This window comes from Streptomyces sp. A5-4 (assembly GCF_051131715.1).
GTDB lineage: Bacteria > Actinomycetota > Actinomycetes > Streptomycetales > Streptomycetaceae > Streptomyces.
This window is the reverse complement of record NZ_CP178591.1, coordinates 2,449,881-2,469,219: the sequence shown is the minus strand read 5'-3', so window position 1 is coordinate 2,469,219 and position 19,339 is coordinate 2,449,881. Positions and strand designations below refer to the sequence as shown.

15 protein-coding genes are annotated in these 19,339 nt (G+C 70.7%); 2 read left to right on the top strand and 13 right to left on the bottom strand.

Annotated elements, in window-relative coordinates; translation table 11 throughout:
- Window positions 1–58: 58 nt before the first annotated feature.
- On the bottom strand, window positions 59–2,677 hold the full coding sequence (gene pepN / locus ACLLJJ_RS11330) for an aminopeptidase N (RefSeq protein ID WP_434589511.1): 2,619 nt from the start codon (window positions 2,675–2,677) through the stop codon (window positions 59–61).
- A gap of 154 nt (window positions 2,678–2,831) precedes the next feature.
- Here pepN and ACLLJJ_RS11325 point away from each other — a divergent pair, with 154 nt between their 5' ends.
- Window positions 2,832–3,485 carry a DsbA family oxidoreductase gene (locus ACLLJJ_RS11325; protein ID WP_434589508.1) on the top strand — a complete coding sequence of 218 codons (654 nt, stop codon included), beginning with the start codon at window positions 2,832–2,834 and terminating at the stop codon, window positions 3,483–3,485.
- 132 nt (window positions 3,486–3,617) lie between these two features.
- Here the strand turns inward: ACLLJJ_RS11325 and ACLLJJ_RS11320 are convergent, their stop codons facing one another.
- The 10 genes from ACLLJJ_RS11320 to ACLLJJ_RS11275 form a co-directional block, all read right to left on the bottom strand.
- Window positions 3,618–4,259 carry a superoxide dismutase gene (locus tag ACLLJJ_RS11320; protein WP_434589506.1) on the bottom strand — a complete coding sequence of 214 codons (642 nt, stop codon included), beginning with the start codon at window positions 4,257–4,259 and terminating at the stop codon, window positions 3,618–3,620.
- An 86-nt stretch (window positions 4,260–4,345) separates the two neighbouring features.
- On the bottom strand, window positions 4,346–5,434 hold the full coding sequence (locus ACLLJJ_RS11315) for a glycerophosphodiester phosphodiesterase family protein (RefSeq protein WP_434589504.1): 1,089 nt from the start codon (window positions 5,432–5,434) through the stop codon (window positions 4,346–4,348).
- Window positions 5,435–5,677: 243 nt separating this feature from the next.
- A complete protein-coding gene (locus tag ACLLJJ_RS11310) occupies window positions 5,678–7,114 on the bottom strand; it encodes an FGGY family carbohydrate kinase (RefSeq protein ID WP_434589501.1) in 1,437 nt (478 codons plus the stop codon).
- A 70-nt stretch (window positions 7,115–7,184) separates the two neighbouring features.
- Window positions 7,185–8,195, bottom strand: coding sequence for a 2-hydroxyacid dehydrogenase (locus ACLLJJ_RS11305; RefSeq protein WP_434589498.1), 1,011 nt, complete (start codon window positions 8,193–8,195; stop codon window positions 7,185–7,187).
- Window positions 8,192–9,283 carry an ABC transporter ATP-binding protein gene (locus ACLLJJ_RS11300; RefSeq protein WP_434589495.1) on the bottom strand — a complete coding sequence of 364 codons (1,092 nt, stop codon included), beginning with the start codon at window positions 9,281–9,283 and terminating at the stop codon, window positions 8,192–8,194. The genes ACLLJJ_RS11305 and ACLLJJ_RS11300 overlap by 4 nt, the downstream gene beginning before the upstream one ends.
- Window positions 9,261–10,076 (bottom strand): DeoR/GlpR family DNA-binding transcription regulator, encoded by an 816-nt coding sequence (locus ACLLJJ_RS11295; RefSeq protein WP_434589493.1) that lies wholly within the window; start codon window positions 10,074–10,076, stop codon window positions 9,261–9,263. The genes ACLLJJ_RS11300 and ACLLJJ_RS11295 overlap by 23 nt, the downstream gene beginning before the upstream one ends.
- Entirely contained in the window at window positions 10,073–11,191 is a 1,119-nt protein-coding gene (locus ACLLJJ_RS11290; protein ID WP_434589491.1) for an ABC transporter ATP-binding protein, read from the bottom strand. Before ACLLJJ_RS11290 ends, ACLLJJ_RS11295 begins: the two co-directional genes overlap by 4 nt.
- Window positions 11,191–12,093, bottom strand: coding sequence for a carbohydrate ABC transporter permease (locus ACLLJJ_RS11285; protein WP_434589488.1), 903 nt, complete (start codon window positions 12,091–12,093; stop codon window positions 11,191–11,193). The genes ACLLJJ_RS11290 and ACLLJJ_RS11285 overlap by 1 nt, the downstream gene beginning before the upstream one ends.
- Window positions 12,094–12,178: 85 nt before the next feature.
- A complete protein-coding gene (locus ACLLJJ_RS11280) occupies window positions 12,179–13,138 on the bottom strand; it encodes a carbohydrate ABC transporter permease (protein WP_434589486.1) in 960 nt (319 codons plus the stop codon).
- Window positions 13,139–13,144: 6 nt separating this feature from the next.
- Window positions 13,145–14,566, bottom strand: coding sequence for an ABC transporter substrate-binding protein (locus ACLLJJ_RS11275; RefSeq protein WP_434589483.1), 1,422 nt, complete (start codon window positions 14,564–14,566; stop codon window positions 13,145–13,147).
- Between the two features lie 176 nt (window positions 14,567–14,742).
- Here ACLLJJ_RS11275 and ACLLJJ_RS11270 point away from each other — a divergent pair, with 176 nt between their 5' ends.
- Window positions 14,743–16,185, top strand: a complete 1,443-nt coding sequence (locus ACLLJJ_RS11270; RefSeq protein WP_434589480.1) for an FGGY-family carbohydrate kinase — start codon at window positions 14,743–14,745, stop codon at window positions 16,183–16,185.
- Between the two features lie 6 nt (window positions 16,186–16,191).
- On the opposite strand, the gene ACLLJJ_RS11265 is transcribed toward ACLLJJ_RS11270, so the two are convergent.
- Window positions 16,192–17,634, bottom strand: coding sequence for an amino acid permease (locus tag ACLLJJ_RS11265; protein WP_434589477.1), 1,443 nt, complete (start codon window positions 17,632–17,634; stop codon window positions 16,192–16,194).
- Between the two features lie 117 nt (window positions 17,635–17,751).
- Window positions 17,752–19,158 carry an amino acid permease gene (locus ACLLJJ_RS11260; RefSeq protein ID WP_434600376.1) on the bottom strand — a complete coding sequence of 469 codons (1,407 nt, stop codon included), beginning with the start codon at window positions 19,156–19,158 and terminating at the stop codon, window positions 17,752–17,754.
- Window positions 19,159–19,339: the final 181 nt, after the last annotated feature.

Below are 19,339 nucleotides of genomic sequence, written 5' to 3'. Positions count from 1 at the left end.
CGCCGGACCCGTACCAGGCCCGCTCAAGGCCCGCCCAGGCCCCTGCGGCGCGTGGGCCTCAGACGGCCGCGGCCCTGTCGCACGCCTGTCCGCGCAGCCCGCGCGCCAGGTCGTCCCGCGCTTCGAGCACCAGCCGCCGCAACGCCGGCGCCGCGTCCGGGTGGCTCTCCAGCCACGCGTCCGTCGCGGCCAGCGTCGCCGGATCGTCCTGGAGCCCCGGGAACAGCCCCGACACCACGTCCATGCCGATCTGGATGGACCGCTCGGCCCACACCCGCTCGATCGCCGCGAAGTACCTCGGCGCGTACGGCGCGATCAGCTCCCGCTGACCCGGCTGCACGAAGCCGTCGATCGTCGCCTCGACCAGCGCGTTCGACAGCGCGTCCGACTCGACGACCGCTGCCCACGCCTGCGCCTTGACCGCCTCCGAGGGGCGCGAGGCCAGGCATCGCACCTGGTGCCGCTTGCCGGACGCCGTGTCGTCGCGCGCCAGCTCCGCCTCGACGGCCTTCTCGTCCGCGACCCCGTGCGAGGCGAGCGGCCCGAGGAACGCCCAGCGCAGCTCCTGGTCCACGTCCAGGCCGTCGATCTTCGCGGTGCCGTCCAGCAGGCCCTGCAGCAGCTGGAAATCGGCCGCGGTGTTCGCCGTCGAGGCCAGGAAACGCGCCCACGTCAGCTGATGCTGGCTGCCGGGCTCGGCGAGCCGCAGCTCCCGCAGCGCGCCCTCGGACAGCAGTCGGCCGCCCTCCTCGCGCCACTCGGGAGCGGCGTAGTGCGTCAGCGCGGAACGGGTCCACGCGTGCAGCATCTGCAGCACCCCGATCCCCGACTCGCGACCGGCGAACTTCAGCACCAGGGCGATGAAGTCCCGCGCCGGCATGAGCGCGTCCCGCGTCATGTTCCACAGCGCGGACCAGCACAGCGCGCGCGCCAGCGGGTCGGTGAGCTCACCGAGGTGCGCGCGCAGGGTGTCCAGCGAATCGGCGTCGAAGCGGATCTTGCAGTACGTCAGGTCGTCGTCGTTGACCAGGACCAGGTCGGGCCGCTCGTTGCCCGCCAGCTCGGCCACCACCGTCCGCGCCCCCGCCACGTCCGCCTCGGCCCGCGCGTAGCGCACCAGGTCACCGCCCATGCCGTCCCGCCGGTACAGACCCACCGCGACCCGGTGCGGACGCAGCTCCGACTGTGCTCGATCATGCGGCTCCGCCGCGTGGGACGCGGCGGCCTCCTGCACCACGGCCAGCTCCGTGATCCGCCCCGCCGCGTCATAAGTGACCTGCGGCGTCAGCGTGTTGACGCCCGCCGTCTCCAGCCACGCCCGGGACCAGGCGCCCAGATCGCGCCCCGAGGTCTCCTCAAGCACGGTCAACAGGTCGCCGAGGCGGGTATTTCCGTACGCGTGCCGCTTGAAGTAGCGCCGGGCACCCTCCATGAAGGCGTCCTTGCCGACGTACGCGACGAGCTGCTTGAGCACCGAGGCGCCCTTGGCGTACGTGATGCCGTCGAAGTTGAGCTTGGCGTCCTCCAGGTCACGGATGTCGGCCGTGATCGGGTGCGTCGACGGCAGCTGGTCGGCCCGGTACGCCCACGCCTTGCGGTTGTTGGCGAAGGTCACCCAGCCGTCGGTGAAGCGCGTCGCCTCCACCATCGAGTACGACCCCATGAAGTCCGCGAAGGACTCCTTCAGCCACAGGTCGTCCCACCACTGCATGGTGACCAGGTCGCCGAACCACATGTGCGCCATCTCGTGCAGGATGACGTTCGCCCGGCGCTCGTACGACGCCTGCGTCACCTTCCCGCGGAAGATGAACTCCTCACGGAAGGTCACACAGCCCGGGTTCTCCATCGCGCCGAGGTTGTACTCGGGCACGAAGGCCTGGTCGTACTTCCCGAAGGGATACGGGTAGTCGAAGGTGTCGTGGAAGAAGTCCAGACCCTGCTTGGTGACGAGGAAGACGTCGTCCGCGTCGAAATGCCGGGCCAGCCCCTTGCGGCACAGCGCGCCCAGCGGGATCTCCAGCTCGGTGCCGTCCGCGAAGCTGCGCCGGTAGGTGTCGGTCTCGTAGTGGTAGGGACCGGCGACGACCGTGGTGATGTACGTCGAGATGGGCCGGGTCGGGGCGAACCGCCACGTCCCGTCGACCGGCTCGCCCGCCTTCTCCGCCGCGCCGTTGCTCCACACCGTCCAGCCGTCGGGCGCGGTCACCTCGAAGCGGAACGGTGCCTTCAGGTCCGGCTGTTCGAAATTGGCGAAGACGCGGCGCGCGTCGGCCGGCTCGTACTGCGTATAGAGATAGACCTCGCCGTCCTCCGGGTCGACGAAGCGGTGCATGCCTTCGCCGGTGCGGCTGTACGCGCACTGCGCGTCCACGACCAGTACGTTCTCGGCGGCCAGCTGGTCCAGCGCGACCCGTGAGCCGTCGAAGACGACCGCCGGGTCCAGCTCTCTGCCGTTCAGCGTCACCGCTGTCACCGAGGGCGCGAGCAGATCGGCGAACGTGGCGGCGCCGGGCCGGGCGGCCCGGAAACGGACCGTGGTCACCGAGCGGAACGTGCGCGGTTCCTCCTCTGCCTCCCCGAGCGCCGATCGCAGGTCGAGAGCCACTTCGTAACCATCGACAGACAGCAGCTCGGCCCGCTCGCGGGCCTCGTCGCGGGAAAGATTCTCACCGGGCACGGGCACTCCTTCGTGTCTCGTTCGGACACTCCGATCCTCCCATGCGCCGCTGTCCCGGGGCGTCCGGGAATGACGCGGGCGGCCGGTGGCGTTGGCCCCGACGGGGTGCCGCCGCCCCACCGCGTCCTTATCGACGTTCCTATCGAGGAGAGACATGTCCACGAACGGCAACGCTCCGACCGGCAAGACCCCCGCCGATTTCTGGTTCGATCCGCTGTGCCCCTGGGCCTGGATGACCTCCCGTTGGATCCTTGAGGTCGAGAAGGTCCGGGACATCGAGATCCGCTGGCACGTGATGAGCCTGGCCGTCCTGAACGAGGACCGCATCGACGAGCTCCCCGAGGAATACCGAGAGATGCTGGCGACGAAGGCGTGGGGCCCGGTCCGCGTGGTGATCGCCGCCCAGCACAAGCACGGCGACGACGTCGTGGGCCCGCTCTACACGGCGATCGGTACCCGCGTGCACAACCAGGGCCAGGACATCGGCTCCGAAGTGATCATCGCGGCCCTGGAGGAGGTCGGCCTGCCCGCCTCGCTGGCGGAGTACGCCGACACCGACACGTACGACAAGGAGCTGCGCGCCTCTCACGAGGAGGGCATCACCAAGGTCGGCCAGGAGGTCGGCACCCCGGTCATCGCGGTCCCCGGCCCGGACGGCGACGAGGTCGCCTTCTTCGGCCCCGTGGTCACCCCGGCCCCGAAGGGCGAGGCCGCGGCCCGCCTGTGGGACGGCACGCTGCTGGTGGCGGGGACCCCGGGTTTCTACGAGCTCAAGCGCACCCGTACGCAGGGCCCGATCTTCGACTGACGCCACGACGTCGCGAAACAGCCGACCCCCGCGAGTCATTTCCTCGCGGGGGTCGGCCTTGTTCCACCCGCCCCGGTGAAGGTTGAGAAGACGATCACGAGGCAGGGCGTCTGTGGGCCCGTGGTGACGTGACTACGGGACGAGCAGCAGGTTGTTCGCGCTCTGCTTGGCGGCGACGTAACGCTTCGACACGTCCTGCCAGTTGACGACCTTCCACATCGCGTCGATGAAGTCGACCTTCTGGTTCTTGTACTGAAGGTAGAAGGCGTGCTCCCAGGCGTCGAAGACCAGGATCGGCACGGAGCCCTGGCCGATGTTGCCCTGGTGGTCGTAGACCTGCTCGACGATGAGACGGCCGCTGACCGGCTCGTACGCGAGGACACCCCAGCCGGAGCCCTGGGTGGTCGCGGAGGCCTTGGTCAGCTGGGCCTTGAACTTGTCGAACGACCCGAACGACTCGGCGAGCGCGTCGGCCAGCTCGCCGACACCGTCCTTCGCCAGCGGCTCGCCGCCGCCGTCGCCGGTCATGTTGTGCCAGTAGATGCTGTGCAGGATGTGACCGGAGAGGTGGAACGCCAGGTTCTTCTCCAGCCCGGTGATCGAGCCCCAGGACTCCTTGTCGCGAGCCTCTTCGAGCTGCTCAAGGGTGTCGTTCGCGCCCTTCACGTAGGCCGCGTGGTGCTTGTCGTGGTGCAGTTCGATGATCTGCGGGTTGATGACGGGGTCGAGCGCCGCGTAGTCGTACGGAAGTTCAGGAAGTGTGTAAATGGCCATGATCCGAGCCCTCCGACTGCTTATTGCGACTGGTATGCAGATGCAGGCTAGCAGCAGGAGGGTTCGATGTTGATCAGGCGTTGGTCCTAGGTCCTGAGGCCCATGGCATCCCTGGCGAGTACCGCGATGTCCGGGAAGTCCGTCACCACGGCGTCCACCCCGAGCCGGTAGTGCAGCGCGTACTCCGCGAACGCGTCACCGAAGTCGTTGGGCGCGGTGCCCCGGCGGAACGCGGCGGGCAGGAACTGGTTCTCGCAGCGGAAGGTGTACGCGCCGACCTTCAGCCCGGCCGCGTGCGCGTCCGCGAGCAGCGGGGACGGCGCGACCACCGAGCTCTTGTCCGGGCCGATCCAGTCGGCGTACTCCGCGATCCCCCGCAGGCCGGCCGGCGTCATCATCTCCTGGTACGTCGCCGGGTGGCCGAACGGCCCACCCGTCGTGCCCAGCGCCTGCCACAGCGGCACCCGCAGCCGTTCGGCGGCGATGCGCAGCAGGCTCGACGGCTCGAAGGACTGCACGACGCACTCACGGGCGCCGAGCCTGCTGCGCCGGATGATGCGGGCGAGCGGCTCCTCAAGGGGCAGGCCGATCGAGCGGAAGTAGCTGGGGTGCTTGGTCTCCGGGAAGACCGCGATCGTCCTGCCGTGCTGCTCGGACAGCTTCCGCGCCAGGTCGACGACCTCCTGGAAGGTCATGACGCCCTGCCGTCCGTCGAAGACCGTGTTGCGGTTCCTGACCAGCGGCAACCGCTCGACGGCGCGCAGGGTCCGCAGCTCGGCGAGCGTGAAGTCCTCGGTGAACCACCCGGTGACGGGCCGCCCGTCCACCGTCTTGGTGGTGCGGCGCGCGGCGAACTCCGGGTGGATGGCCACATCGGTGGTCCCGGAGATCTCGTTCTCGTGCCGTACGACGAGGACGTGGTCCTTGGTCGGTACGAGATCGGGCTCGATCCAGTCGGCGCCCGTCTGGACGCCGTACGTATAGGCCGCGGCGGTGTGCTCGGGCCGCCACCCGGCGGCGCCCCGGTGCCCGATGACGACGGGGCCACGGCGCGGGCGGGAGCCGGGGGCGGCGCCGGTGCCCGTCGCCGCGGCGGGGAGCGCGGCGCCGGCCGCGGCTGCGGTCGCCAGTCCGGCGGCGAGCAGGACGGAGCGGCGTCTTGGCTGTGCGGGCACGGGAATCTCCCTGTTCGTAGCGGGTGTTGAGGGGCGGCGACTGCACGATAGGCGGGGGCGGAGCCGTTCGGGGCGGTGGACGAACGCCCTTCACCGGGTGGTCCGCGACCCGCCGTGCGGGGTTCACCTCCGGGGGTGGGCGCGGCGGCGGATCGCCGCGCCGAGGGCGCCCGAGCGGGGTTTCCTGTCCCCGAAAGCCGCAGCCGTCGGGAGTGTCGCCGGACGGGCGGGGGCGCGGAAACGTCAGCCGCCCGCACGGGCCCGCGCCCTCGTGCGGGACTCCGCCAGGCGGGCCAGGTGCGCGGCGTAGCCCCGCGCGTAGAACCGCGCCCGTTCCGGATCCGGCTCGACGACCGCCGTCGGCGCGGTCCAGGCCGCCACATCCAGCTCCAACCCGTACCGCGCGGCAGCCGCGAGCACCGCTCCCCGCGCACCGACCTCCCCCTCGACGACCCGCAGGGGGCGCCCCAGCACATCGGCGAACAGCCGCATCCACGCGGGTGAGCGGGTACCGCCGCCGCACACCGCCAGGTCGCCGGTGAGGCCCGCCGCCTCCAGGCAGTGGCGGGCGGCGAAGCCGATGCCCTCGCAGGTGGCGCGGATCAGGTCGCCCTTGGTGGTCTCCAGGGACACACCGGTCAGCTCGGCCCGCAGATGCGGCTCGACGAACGGCGCCCGCTCGCCCGAGGGGGCGAAGTAGGGCAGCACCCGCACCCCGTGCGCGCCCGGTTCGGTCGCGTCGAGGAGCGCGTCGACGTCCCCGTGCCGGACGCCCGTGGTGTTCAGGATCCAGTCCAGCGCCGCCGTGCCGACCATCGCGGGCATCGCGCGCAGCCAGTGCCCGGGGGTATCGGTGGAGATGTGCAGGCCGGCGGGTTCCCCGGCCAGGTCGAGGGTGTCCGTGGCGACCAGCGAGGCCAGGCAGGTGCCGATGATGAGCAGCCCGTCGCCCGGCCGGGTCACGCCCGCGCCGAGCGCACAGGCCGGCAGGTCGTACGGCCCGTCCGCGATCCGGGTGCCGGGCGGCAGCCCGGGGCCGCGCGTCCCGGCGACCGCGAGGGGGTCGCTGACCGGGGCGAGGAGCCCCCGCCGGTGGCTCAGGCCGAGCAGGGCGAGCGTGTCGCCGTCGTACTGCCGGGTGCGCGGGTCCAGGAACGGCATGGACGCGTCCGAGACCTCCGTGGCCCGTACCCCGGTCAGCCGCTGGAAGACCATGTCCTTGCAGTACAGGGCGGCGGCGGCGCCGTCCAGCACCTTGGGTTCGTGCCGGTCGAGCCACGCGAGCAGCGGCCCCGGGCAGCCGGGGAACATCGCGCTGCCCGTCCGCCGGAACACCGAGGTGAAGACGCCCGACGCCATCCACTCGTCCAGGAGCGCGTGCGCGCGGCCGTCCATCCAGGAGATCGCCGCCCGCACGGGCCGGCCCTCCGCGTCCACCAGCCACACCCCGTCGCCCTGGCCCGTGAGCCCGGCCAGTTCGACGCGCCGCCCGGCGAGCCCGACCGTCAGCGCGGTCAGCACCTCGGTCACCGCCGCGTACACGGCGTCCATGTCCTGCTCGACGAAGCCGTCGCGGATGGCGAGCGCGACGGGCCGGGACTCGACGGCGAGCTCCCGGCCCCGCGCGTCGAACGCCGCCGCCTTCACCGTGGACGTGCCCACATCGATACCGACGTACATGTCCCGGACCTCCTCGGGTCAGACGTGCGGGCCGGGCCCCGGACCGGGGCCTTCGGCCGGGCGGGCCGGCTCAGGTCAGACAGTGCGCGAGCGGGACGCCCTTGGCGTACCGCGCGACCTCCGACGCGGCGATCCTGGCCGCCTTCTCGGCGACCTGACGGCTCGCCCCGCCGAGATGCGGGGTCAGCACCACTCCCGGCGCAGTCCGCAGCCGCGCCCCGGCGGGCAGCGGCTCCTGCTCGTACGTGTCGAGCCCGGCCGCCGTCAACTGCCCGCTCTCCAGCGCGTCGCACAGCGCCTCGGTGTCGACCAGCGGGCCGCGCGCCACATTGACCAGGACGGACCCGCGCGGCAACAGCGCCAGTTCACGGGCGCCGAGCAGGCCGCGGGTCTCGTCGGTGAGACGGGCATGCAGGGTCACCACCCGGGAGCGCGACAGCAGGGCGTCGAGCGAATGCACCCGTACCCCGTGGATGTCCCCGCGGATGTAGGGGTCGTACACCTCCACCTCCGCGCCGAACGCGCACAGCGCGCGGGCGACCCGGCTGCCCACCGCCCCGTAACCGATCAGCCCGACCCGGGTGTCCTCCAGCTCGGACCCGCACTGCTCGTACGTGTAGGACGAGCCGTCCCACCGGCCGCGCCGGGTCAGCGCGTCGTGGTTCTGGGGGATGCGGCGCATCGCGGCGAGCATCATCCCGACCGTGTACTCGGCGGTGGCCGCCGCGTTGCGGCCCGGTGCGAAGCACACCCGGACATCACGCGCGCGTGCCGCCTCGACATTGACGTTGACGGGTCCGCCGCGGCAGACGACGAGCAGGCGCAGCTCGGGGGAGGCGGCCAGGACCCGCTCGGTGAAGGGGCCCATCTGGGTCACGCACACCTCGACGCCCCGCAGGGCCTCGATGAGAGCGTCCTCCGAGTCACTGGCCTCGTCGACCTCGGCGACCTTGCCGAAGGGCTCCAGCGGCCAGGGGAGAGCGAGCTCGGTCAGGTCGAAGGGGGCGGGGACCGCGGCCCCCAGGGCCTCGGCGATCAGCGAGTTGAGGACGAAGTGGTCACCGGCGGCCAGGATTCTCATCGCAAAGCCTCTCCTGTATCGGCGTCGAAGACATGAGTGAGTCGCGGGTCCGCGGCCACCCGCACGGTCTGGTCCCGGTCGAGACGCACCTCGGGCCCGGTCTGTACGACGAGGGGTTCGGCCACCCCGTCCAGGGCGAGGGTGGCGATCCCGGTCTCCAGGAGCGGCTCGTGCACGACGACCCGGGCGGCTACGACCTCGTCGTCGCTCTCGTCGGGGTCCGCGAGCCGGAGATCCTCGGGGCGGATGCCCAGGACGACTTCGCGTCCGGCGGCCGGCCGTCCCGGCACGGCGAGCCGCACGGTGGCGGAGAGCCGTACTCGTCCGTCGTCGCCGACGACGCCTGCCAGCAGGTTGATCGCGGGCTCCCCGACGAAGTCGGCGACGAACAGATTCGCCGGACTGTCGTAGATCTCGTAGGGCGTACCGAGCTGTTGGATGACGCCGTCCTTCATCACGGCGATGCGGTCGGCGAGGGACAGCGCTTCCTCCTGGTCGTGCGTGACCAGAATCGTGGTGTGCCCCAAGTCCTTCTGGATGCGCTTGAGTTCGCGTCGGGTGGTGTCGCGCTGCGCCGCGTCGAGATGCGACAGCGGCTCGTCGAGCAGCAGGACGTCGGGCTCGCGGATCAGGGCGCGGGCCAGCGCGACGCGTTGCTTCTGGCCGCTGGAGAGGCTGCCGGGCCGGGCGTCGAGGAGCTCGGTCAGGCCGATTCGCGCGGCCATGCCCCGTACCAGCGAGGCGACTTCCTTGCGCGGGCGGCGCCGCGCGGCGAGCCCGAAGCCGAGGTTCTCGGCGACGGTCAGCGGCGGGTAGAGCGCGTAGTTCTCGAAGGCCACCCCGATGTTGCGCTGCTGGGCGGGCAGCGCCACCACCGATGAGCCGCCGACCAGGATGTCCCCGCCGGTGACCGACTCAAGGCCGGCGATCATGCGCAGCGTGGTGGACTTGCCGCAGCCGGAGGGCCCGAGGAGGCCGAGGAGTTCCCCGGAGCGCAGCTCCAGATCGATGCCGCGTACGGCGTGCACCTGGTCCCGCCCCCGCGATCCATAGGTCTTGCGCAGCTCACGCAGTGCCAGTTCGGTCATCGCCGGGGCCTCCGCTTCCGCACACCTCGTAGGGGACCTTGTGTTCGTCGAGATCGCGCAGCATGTCCACGGACGCCCCGTCGTCGACCAGCACCAAGTCGAAACGGGAGAGCGGGGCGAGGCGGTGCAGGGCGACGCGGCCGAGCTTGGAGTGGTCGAGCAGCAGCACGTTCTTGGCGGCGGAGTCGAGCATGGCCCGCTTCACGGAGACGATGTGCTGCTCCTGGTGGTAGGCGAAGCCGCCCGACGCGGCGGACGTCGAGGTGAAGCAGATGTCGACCTGGAGGAGCTGCACGGCCTCCACGCAGGAGACGCCGAGGAAGGAGGAGTGCAGGGGGTCGTAGTCGCCGCCCAGCGCCATCAGCTGGATGCCGCGCTCGGTGGACAGCAGGTTCATCGCTTCGAGGAAGTTGGTGACGACGGTGAGCGGGGTGATGGAGCCGAGCCTGCGGGCGATCTCCAGGGTGGAGGTGGAGTCGTCGAGCATCACGGCCATGCCGGGCTCGATGAGTTTCAGCGCGTGCTCGGCGACGGCGGCCTTCTGCGCCCGCATGGTCTTCAGCCGGTATACGACGTTGGACTCGAAGACCCCGGACGGCTGAGCGGTGACGCCGCCCCTGAACTTGCGGACGATGCCCTGCCGTTCGAGCTGGTCGAGGTCCCGGTGGATGGTCATCAGGCTGACGTCGAAGCGCTCCGCCAGCTCGGCGGCGCTCGCCGAGCCCGCCGCGAGCACCCGCTCGGCGATCGCCGCCTGCCGGGGCGCGGGCCCGCGCCGCTGGTCGGCGCTCACCGGAAGATCCTCCGCCCCGGCCGCTCGGGCCCGCCTTCGGGGCCGTCGGCCTCGAAGAACAGCAGGTTCTCGGGGCGTACGGACACCCGCACCGGCGCGTCGGGCCGCAGCCCCGCGGCGTCCGCGCGCGGTACGACGCACGACAGGTGCTGTTCGCCGAGCCGGACGGTGACCTCGGTGGCGCGGCCGAGCACCTCGGTGATGTAGACGCTGCCCGCCAGTTCGAGGCTGTCGGAGCCGAGGTGTCCGGAGCCGAGGGACAGGTCGCGCGGCCGTATCCCGAGCTGGACCGCGGCGCCGGGCGGTGCGGGGGCGGGGACCGCCAGCTCGAAGAAGCCGTCCACCGACCGGTAGTGCCCGTCGCGCGTGACGGTGCCCGGCAGCAGGTTGATGCGCGGCCTGCCGAAGGAGCGGGCGACGAAGGTGTCGTACGGCCGGTGCCAGATGTCCTCGCGGACACCGGTCTGCACGATGCGGCCCGCGCGGATGACGCCGATGCGGTCGCCGAGCGCCAGTGCCTCCACCGAGTCGTGGGTGACGTACAGGGTGGTGGTGCGCCGGACCGCGCCGATGGCCTTGAGCTCGGCGCGCATCGCCTGGCGCAGCTTGGCGTCGAGGTGCGACAGCGGTTCGTCGAGGAGGAAGGCGCGGGCCGGGCGCACCAGGACCCGGCCGAGCGCGACGCGCTGGCGCTGCCCGTTGGACAACTGGCCCACCTGGCGCTCCAGCAGGGCGCCGATGCCGAGCAGCTCGGCGATGGCGCCGATCCGCTCCCGGACCTCGGCGGCCGGCAGCCTGTACTTGGGGGAGCGCAGCGGTGACGCGAGGTTGTCGTACGCGCTGCGGTGCGGATAGAGGGCGTACGACTCGAAGCACATGGCGACGCCCCGGTCGTACGGCTCGACGCCGGTCATGTCGGCGCCGTCGAGCAGGACGGTCCCCGACTGGGGTTCCTCCAGGCCGGCGACGGTCTTGAGCGTGGTGGTCTTACCGGCGCCCGAGGGGCCAAGGAGGCAGAAGAACTCCCCTTCCTCGACGTCGAGTTCGAGCCCGTCGAGCGCCTTGTTCCGGCCGTAGGCCTGGTGTACTCCGCGCAGCGAGATGGCGGCGGTCATCAGGACTTCACCGCCCCGAAGGAGAGGCCGCGCACCAGATAGCGCTGGATGGTGAGGGCCAGGAGCAGCGGTGGGATCACCGAGACCAGGGCGGCGGCGGCGGTCAGGTTGTACTTGGGCCGGTCGCCGCCGAGGAAGGACAGTGCGCCGACGGTCACCGTCTGCGCCTCGGAGGAGGTGAGGATCAGCGGGAAGACGAAGTTGTTCCAGGCGAAGATGAAGGCGAGCAGCGACACGGCGGCGATGCCCGGCTTGACCAGCGGGAGCGCGACCTTGAAGAACGCCTGTTTGCGGGTGTAACCGTCGAGTAGCGCGGCCTGTTCGAGCTCGGGGGAGAGGTCGGAGAAGTAGGAGCGCATGATCCACACGATCAGCGGCAGCGTGACCAGCTGGAGCACCCAGATCATGCCGACGTACGTGTCGAAGAGCCCGAGCTTCTGGTAGAGCACGAACAGCGGGATGATCACGGTGAGTTCGGGTGCGAACCGGAAGGACAGCAGGGTGAACATCAGGTTCTCCGAGCCCCGGAAACGCCACCTGGCCGCCGCGTAGGCGGCCGGCAGGCCGATCACCAGGGAGAGGCCGACGGCCCCCAGCGACACCACCAGGCTGTTGACGAAGAACCGCAGGAACGGCACGCCCGCGTCGTCGCCCGCGCCCAGAACCGTCTTGTACGAGTCGAGGGTCGGCGCGAAGGAGAAGTACGTACTGAACAGCTCGTTCGCGGGCTTGAGCGACAGGATGATCATCCAGGCGATCGGGAAGAGCGCGAAGACGAAGTAGAGGATGAGGGCGCCGTCGGCGGCGATCGAAAGCAGCTTGCGTTTGAGACCGCCCGCCGCCCGGGGGGTGGCGCCCTGGCGGTTGGCCCGCACATCTGCCGCGTTGTCGTCGGTCACCATGGCTCCGCCATGCCTCTCTCCTCCGCCTTGCGGCTGCACGCACCGACCGCCGCTCCTCGACCCGCCCCCCGGGCGCCGGGCAGTCTCACTTCTGAGGCACCTCCGCCGCCCGGTTCTGGATCTTCCCGAGGTAGCGCACCAGCACCATCGTGACCAGGTAGACCACCGCCCACAGCACGATCATGTAGCTGATCCCGAACGAGTACCGCTGGAAGCGGATCGCCTCCAGGTACGCGCGGATCTGGAGCACCACGGTCGAGTCACCGGGGCCGCCCTCGGTGAGGGCGTAGATGATGTCGAAGACCTTCAGCGAGTCCATGAACCGGAAGATCACCGCGACCAGGACGTACGGCCAGAGCATCGGCAGGGTCAACTTGCGGAAGGTGAACCACCAGTTGGCCCCGTCCACCGCAGCCGCCTCGAAGGGGGAGGCGGGCAGGGAGCGCAGCCCGGCCAGCGCCAGGATCGCCACGAACGGCGTGTAGACCCACACGTCGACGGCGATCGAGGAGAGCAGCGCGCCGGTCGGGGTGTCCGTCCACTGGACGCCACCCAACCCGAAAGGTTTCAGCAGGTAGTTGATGACGCCGACGCTCGGCTGGAGCATCAGCTTCCACATGATCGCGGCGATCACCGGCGCGATCATCAGCGGCAGGATGAGGATCTTCTCCAGCACCCGCCCGATGGGCGTCGAGCGGTGCAGCAGCAGCGCCACCGCCACGCCCAGCACCGTCTCGACGGCCGCCGCCCCCACCGCGTACAGCACCGTCACCCACGCCGAGTCCCAGAACGACGACTGGGTGAAGATCCGCCGGTAGTTCTCCAGGCCGACGAAGTCGGGCTGCGGCTTGCTCGCCGCGAAGTCGAAGACCGTGTAGTACAGCCCGAGTCCGAAGGGATACAGGATGCCGCCGGTCAGCAGCAGGGCAGGAACGATCAGCAGATAGGGCCGCAGCGAACGCCGCCAACGCGGCACGGCCCGCGCCGGCGGCCCACCCCCCTCGCGTGAGACCGCCCCGTGGTCGGCCTCGGTGAGGGACGACACGCGGCGTCACCCGACCTTCGACGCCAGGTCGCTCGCCAGTCCGTTCAGCACGGACTTGGCGTTCTTGCCGCCGTAGATCTCCTGGAGCGACGCCGCCCAGCTCGTCGTCGCGTCGAAGAACTGCTCCTGCGGCGTGAACTGGATCTTCGTCTGGTCCACGACCGTCTCGAAGGTCTCGATGAAGCCGGGAATGTCCTTCATTTTGTCCTTGTACGCGCCGTCCTGGCTGACGGACTTGCGCACCGGGTCGATGTGATTGCCCTCGATCGCCGCCTTGCGCAGGTGCTCCTTGCCGGTCGCCCACTGGAGGAACAGCCACGCCGCGTGCTTGTTCTTGCTCTTGGCGTTCATGCCGAGCGACCAGATCCACATATTCGTGGCGAGCGACCCGTCCGGTCCCTTCGGACCTGGATGGAAGGCGATCTTCCCGGAGGCGGGCGAGGCGCCCGCGACGGCCTGGAAGTACGCCGCGGTGTCGGCGTCGAAGAGCATCCCGGCCTTCTTCGCGCCGAGGTCGCTGGAGCACTGGTACCAGGTGTACGAGGTCCAGGACGGCGGGCCGCCCTTCTTGATCATCTCGGCCCAGTCCTGGGTGAAGGCAATGGCCTCGGGGGAGTTCATGGCGGGTTTGACCTCGCCGCCGTCGACGGTGAAGTCCTTGAGCCCGTACCGCGAGTACATGGTCATGAAGCCCGGGTGGATCGTCGCCCAGCTGCGCGACCCGCGCACCGCGACCCCGTACATCCCGTCGAAGCCAGCGCCCGGCGCCCGGCGCTTGATGGCGCCGGAGATCTCCCGCAGCTCGTCGAAGGTCTCGGCGGGCTTGAGCCCGAGCTTCTTGAACACCTCGGTGTTGTACGCGACGACGTTGGTCTCCCAGCCCCACGGCAGCGCGTACTGCCCGCCCTGCCCCAGCGGGGCGCCCGCCTTCAGGGACCACTGGTCGGCCTGCAGGAGGTTGGGGAAGAAGTCGGCCTGGTCCCATTCGGCTCCGGTGGCCGAGGAGTTGCGCATCCACGGCCCGAGGTCCTCCAGCCAGCCGGGCGGCCCGTACTGCCAGACCATGTACGCGCCGAGCATGAAGATGTCGTAGGACGCCCGGCCGCTGGACAGGTCGACGGTGAGCTTGTCGAAGTAGTTGTCCTCGGGGAAGATGTCGTACTCGACCTTGATGCCCGTCTTCGCGGTGAACGCCTCCAGATCGGCGATCAGGGCATCGGTGTAGGGGTGCTTGTTGAGCAGCGCCTTGACCGTCCTGCCCTTTGCCTTCTTCCAGTCGAAGGACCCGGTGACGTCGTCGGCCGCCGACCCGTCGCCCTTCTTCTCGTCGCCGCCGAACCCCGCACCGCAGGCGGTGAGCAGCGGTGTGGCGGAAGCAGCCGCCGTCAGGGCGAGGAACCGCCGCCTGTCCTGTCCGCGCATGTCCATCCCGACCTCCGCAGCTGTGTCTGTCCGGACGGCCCCTCGGGCCCCCTAACAAGTGCAGTCGACTGGTTAACAGAGCTTGGAACAGCGGTAGTTGGGCGTCAATCCCTCGCGCAACGGAAAATCTCGGTGCACAGTGAGAAGTTCACACAGGGCGCCGATACGCGCGGGAGGATCGTGTGCGGTCCGACGACACGGCATGGCTGGGCATCGATCTCGGGACACAGGGCGTGCGCGCGGTCCTCGCCACCACCCGGGGGCACCTCATCGGCAGCGGCTCGGCCCCGCTGACCGGCCGGCGCGAGGGGGTGCGCCACGAGCAGGACCCGGCCGACTGGTGGGCGGCCGTCCGTGCGGCAACACGCGCCGCACTCGGCGGTGTTGCCGCCCGACGGGTCCGCGCGCTCGCCGTCTGCTCCACCTCGGGCACCGTGCTGCTCACCGACGGGAACGGCCGCCCGCTCACCCCCGGCCTGATGTACGACGACGGGCGGGCCGGGCCGGAGGCCGCCGAGGCGGGGCTGCCGCCGAGCTGGGGCCTGCCCAAGGCGCTGTGGCTGGCCAGGCGGCGCAACGGGCGGGCCGGGGCGGTGCGCCTCGCCCACCAGGCCGACACGGTAAACGCCCGGCTCACCGGCGGGCCGGTCGCCACCGACTCCAGCCATGCCCTGAAGAGCGGCTACGACCTGGAACACGACGCCTGGCCCGACGGGGCCCTGGACCGGATCGGCCTGCCCGCCAGCCTTTTCCCCGAGGTCGTACGCCCCGGAGCCACCCTCGGCAAGGTCGACGACGCGGCTGCGGCCGAGACCGGTGTCCCGGCCGGCACCCTGGTCGTCGCCGGCATGACCGACGGGTGCGCGGCGCAGATCGCGTCCGGCGCGCTGCGCATCGGCTCATGGAACTCGGTCCTCGGCACCACCCTGGTCCTCAAGGGCGTCACGGCCGCCCCCGTCCACGACAGCACCGGAATCGTCTACAACCACCGCTCCCCGGACGGCAATTGGCTGCCCGGCGGCGCGTCGAGCGTCGGGGCCGGCGCACTGAACGCGGCCTTCCCCGGCGCCGACCCGGCCCGCCTCGACCGGCTCGCCGCCCACCATGAGCCGGCCGTCGCCCTCGCCTACCCGCTCGCCTCGCACGGCGAGCGATTCCCGTTCAGCGCCCCGGACGCCACCGCGTTCGTACTCGGCGGCGGTACCTCGGAGGGCGACCACTGGGCGGCGCTGCTCCAGGGCATCGGCTACGCGGAGCGCCTGTGCCTGGACTACCTGCACTTCCTGGGCGCCCCGGTGGACGGCCCGCTGACCTTCACCGGCGGCGCGGCGCGCAGCGCGTACTTCAACGGCCTGCGCGCCGACATCCTGGGCCGCCCGGTCCGCGTACCCGAACAGACCGAGCCCGCCCTGGGCATGGCGGTACTCGCCGCGCACGGCGCGGGGGAGGCGGGGGGCCTGGTGGAGGCGGCGGAGGCGATGGTCCGCGTCCGGGAGGTGGTCCACCCGCACCCCGGACGCACGGCGGCCTTCGCGGAGCCGTACGCCCGGCTGGTGGGGGAGTTGGAGGCGCGGGGGTGGCTGCCGCCGGAGGTGGCGGCGCACGCGGTGACGCGGCTGGGCTGAAGCCGCTTACGGAATGTCCGTGCGCGTACCGGCCTTCTCGCGGGACTTCTGCATCCCGAAGCCGATCCCCGCCAGCACCAGTGTGAGCGCCCCCGTCGCGAGCAGCTGGTCACGGGTGCCGGGCTGGCGCAGCATCAGGACGAAGATGCCGACCATGCCGATCAGCGCGACCCAGGTCAGCACCGGGTACGCCCACATCTTCACGACCAGCGTCTCCGGAGCCTCCCGCTCCGTGCGCCGACGCAGCAGCAACTGCGAGGCGGCGATGAAGATCCAGACGACCAGGATGACCGCGCCGATCATGTTGAGCAGCCACGGGAAGACGTCGTCGGGGCGCCAGTAGCTGAGCAGCACGCACAGGAAACCGAAGACCGAGGAGGCCAGCACTGAGATCCGCGGGACGCCGCCGGAGATCCTGCCCAGCGCCTTGGGGCCCTGGCCGCGCGCGACCAGCGAGTAGCCCATGCGCGAGGCGCCGTAGATGTTGGCGTTCATCGCCGAGAGCAGCGCGATGAGCACCACGATCTGCATCACCGTGCCGGCGCCCGGGATGTCGAGGTGGTCGAGGGTGGTGACGTACGGGCCCTTGTCGGGGTTGGCGACGTCCGGGTTGTCCCACGGGACCAGGGTGACGATGACCGCCATCGAGCCGATGTAGAAGATCGCGATGCGCCACATCGCCGTCCGCACGGCCTTGGCGACGCCCTCGACGGGCTTCTCCGACTCGGCCGCGGCGATGGTGACCGTCTCCAGGCCGCCGTACGCGAAGACCGAGGCGAGCAGGCCGATCACCAGGCCCTCGGAGCCCTTGGGCATGAACCCGCCGTCACCGGTGAGATTGCTGGTGCCCGGGGCGTCCGTGCCGGGCAGCACCCCGAAGATCGCCAGCAGGCCGATGATCAGGAAGAGCGCGATCGCGCCGACCTTGAGCGCGGCGAACCAGAACTCGAACTCGCCGAAGTTCTTCACGGACGCCAGGTTCGTGCCGAGGAAGACCAGCATGAACAGCGCCACCCACGCCCACTCGGGCGTCCCCGGCAGCCAGCCGCTCATGATCTTCGCGGCGCCGATGCCCTCCAGGCCGACCGCCACGCACAACAGCACCCAGAACGCCCAGCCCGCGGTGAAGCCCGCCCACGGGCCGATGGCCCGTTCCGCGTGCACCGAGAAGGAGCCGGAGGCCGGGTTCGCCGCCGACATCTCGCCGAGCATGCGCATCACGAGCATGACGAGGAGGCCGGATATCGCGTACGCGACGACGATCGAGGGGCCCGCGGCGGCGATGCCGGCGCCGGATCCGACGAAGAGGCCCGCGCCGATGACACCGCCGAGGGCGATCATCGACAGATGGCGCTGCTTGAGTCCGTGCGTGAGCGGCGAATCCACCGTGGGGCCGGCGGTGGCGCCGGCCTTGGTGCCGGCCGGTGTTGGCGCGGAGGTCCGAGACATGGGCGAGGCCTGTTCAGTAGCTGAGACGGGGAAACTGAGCCCACAGTCTGGGCAGCGCCCCGCTCACAGGGAACAGTTGACCGCTATACGGACACCACGCTCACACTTCGTGAACACTCACGCACGTCGCGCCCGCAACTCCCTCACGGCCGCCACCAGCAGCACCCCGGCGGTCGCCGCCCCCGACCAGATCAGCTGCGGTCGCGCGGTGTCGTCGGTCAGCATCAGCAGCAGTACGGCGGCAAGTCCGGCCAGCGTGGCCCAGGTCAGCCAGGGGAAGAGCCACATCCGCAGCGTCAGCAGCTCGGGCGACTCGCGCTCGATGCGGCGGCGCAGCCGCAGCTGGGACGCGGCGATCAGACCCCAGACGAACAGCAGCACCGCGCCGACCGCGTTGAGCATGTAAAGGAAGACGGTGTCGGGCCACTGGAGATTGAGCAGTACGGAGACGAAGCCGAAGGCCACCGAGGCGAGGACGGCCCGGCGCGGGACGCCGCCGCCGGACACCTTGAGCAGGCCGCGCGGCGCCTCACCCCGCTCGGCCAGCGAGAAGATCATGCGGGACGAGCCGTAGAGGTTGGCGTTGAGCGCGGACAGCAGCGCCACGAACACCACGATGTTCATGATCGTCCCGGCGGACGGCACCCCGATCGAGTCGAGCACGGTGACATAAGGGCTGAGCCCGGCCCGCTGCGCGGTCCACGGCAGCACGGTCACGATGACCAGCATCGATCCGACGTAGAAGAAGAGGATGCGCCACAGCGCGCTGCGCACCGCACGGCCGACCGCGCGCGCCGGATCATCGGTCTCGGCGGCGGCGATCGTGACGACCTCCAGGCCGCCGAACGCGAAGACCACGGTCAGTACGCCGGAGACGACGCCCTCCCAGCCGTGCGGGAGGAACCCGCCCCGGCCGGTCAGATTGCTCATGCCGACCGGGTCCGTGTCGGGCAGCACGCCGAGGACCGCCAGCAGCCCGAGCCCCAGGAAGAGCACGATCGCGCCGACCTTGAGCGCGGCGAACCAGAACTCGAACTCGCCGAAGTTCTTCACGGCGGCGAGGTTGGCGCAGCTGAACACGACCATGAAGATCAGCACCCAGGCCCACTGCGGCACCGAGGAAACCCAGCCGTTCGCGATCTGCGCGGCGGCCGTCGCCTCCACCGCCAGCACCACGACCAGCAGGAACCAGTACAGCCAGCCCACGCTGAAGCCCGCCCAGCGCCCGAGGGCACGCTCCGCGTGCACCGAGAAGGACCCGGACGCGGGCATCGCCGCGGACATTTCGCCGAGCATCCGCATCACCATCATCGCGAGCGTGCCCGCGAGGAGATACGAGATCACAATGCCGGGGCCCGCGACCGCGATCCCGGCGCCCGAGCCGACGAACAGCCCGGCGCCGATCACCCCGCCGAGACCGAGCATGGTCAGATGGCGCTGTTTGAGTCCGTGCGAGAGGGGCTCGGCCTCGGTGGCCAATGGGGCGGCGGTGGAGGACGGGGAGCCGGGCGGGGCGTCGTGCATGGCGCTCGTCACTCTCATGATTCTCGGAATGTTCCGCGACGTTTATGGGGAACCTACAGTCTCGCCGAGCACGGCCCTTCTCCGCAAAAGGGCGACTGCGTACTTGTCGCTCCGTGACGCGCGTCACGCATGCGCGGAGATTGCCGACCGCTCTTTGTGTGAATCCCACCAAGACGCCAAC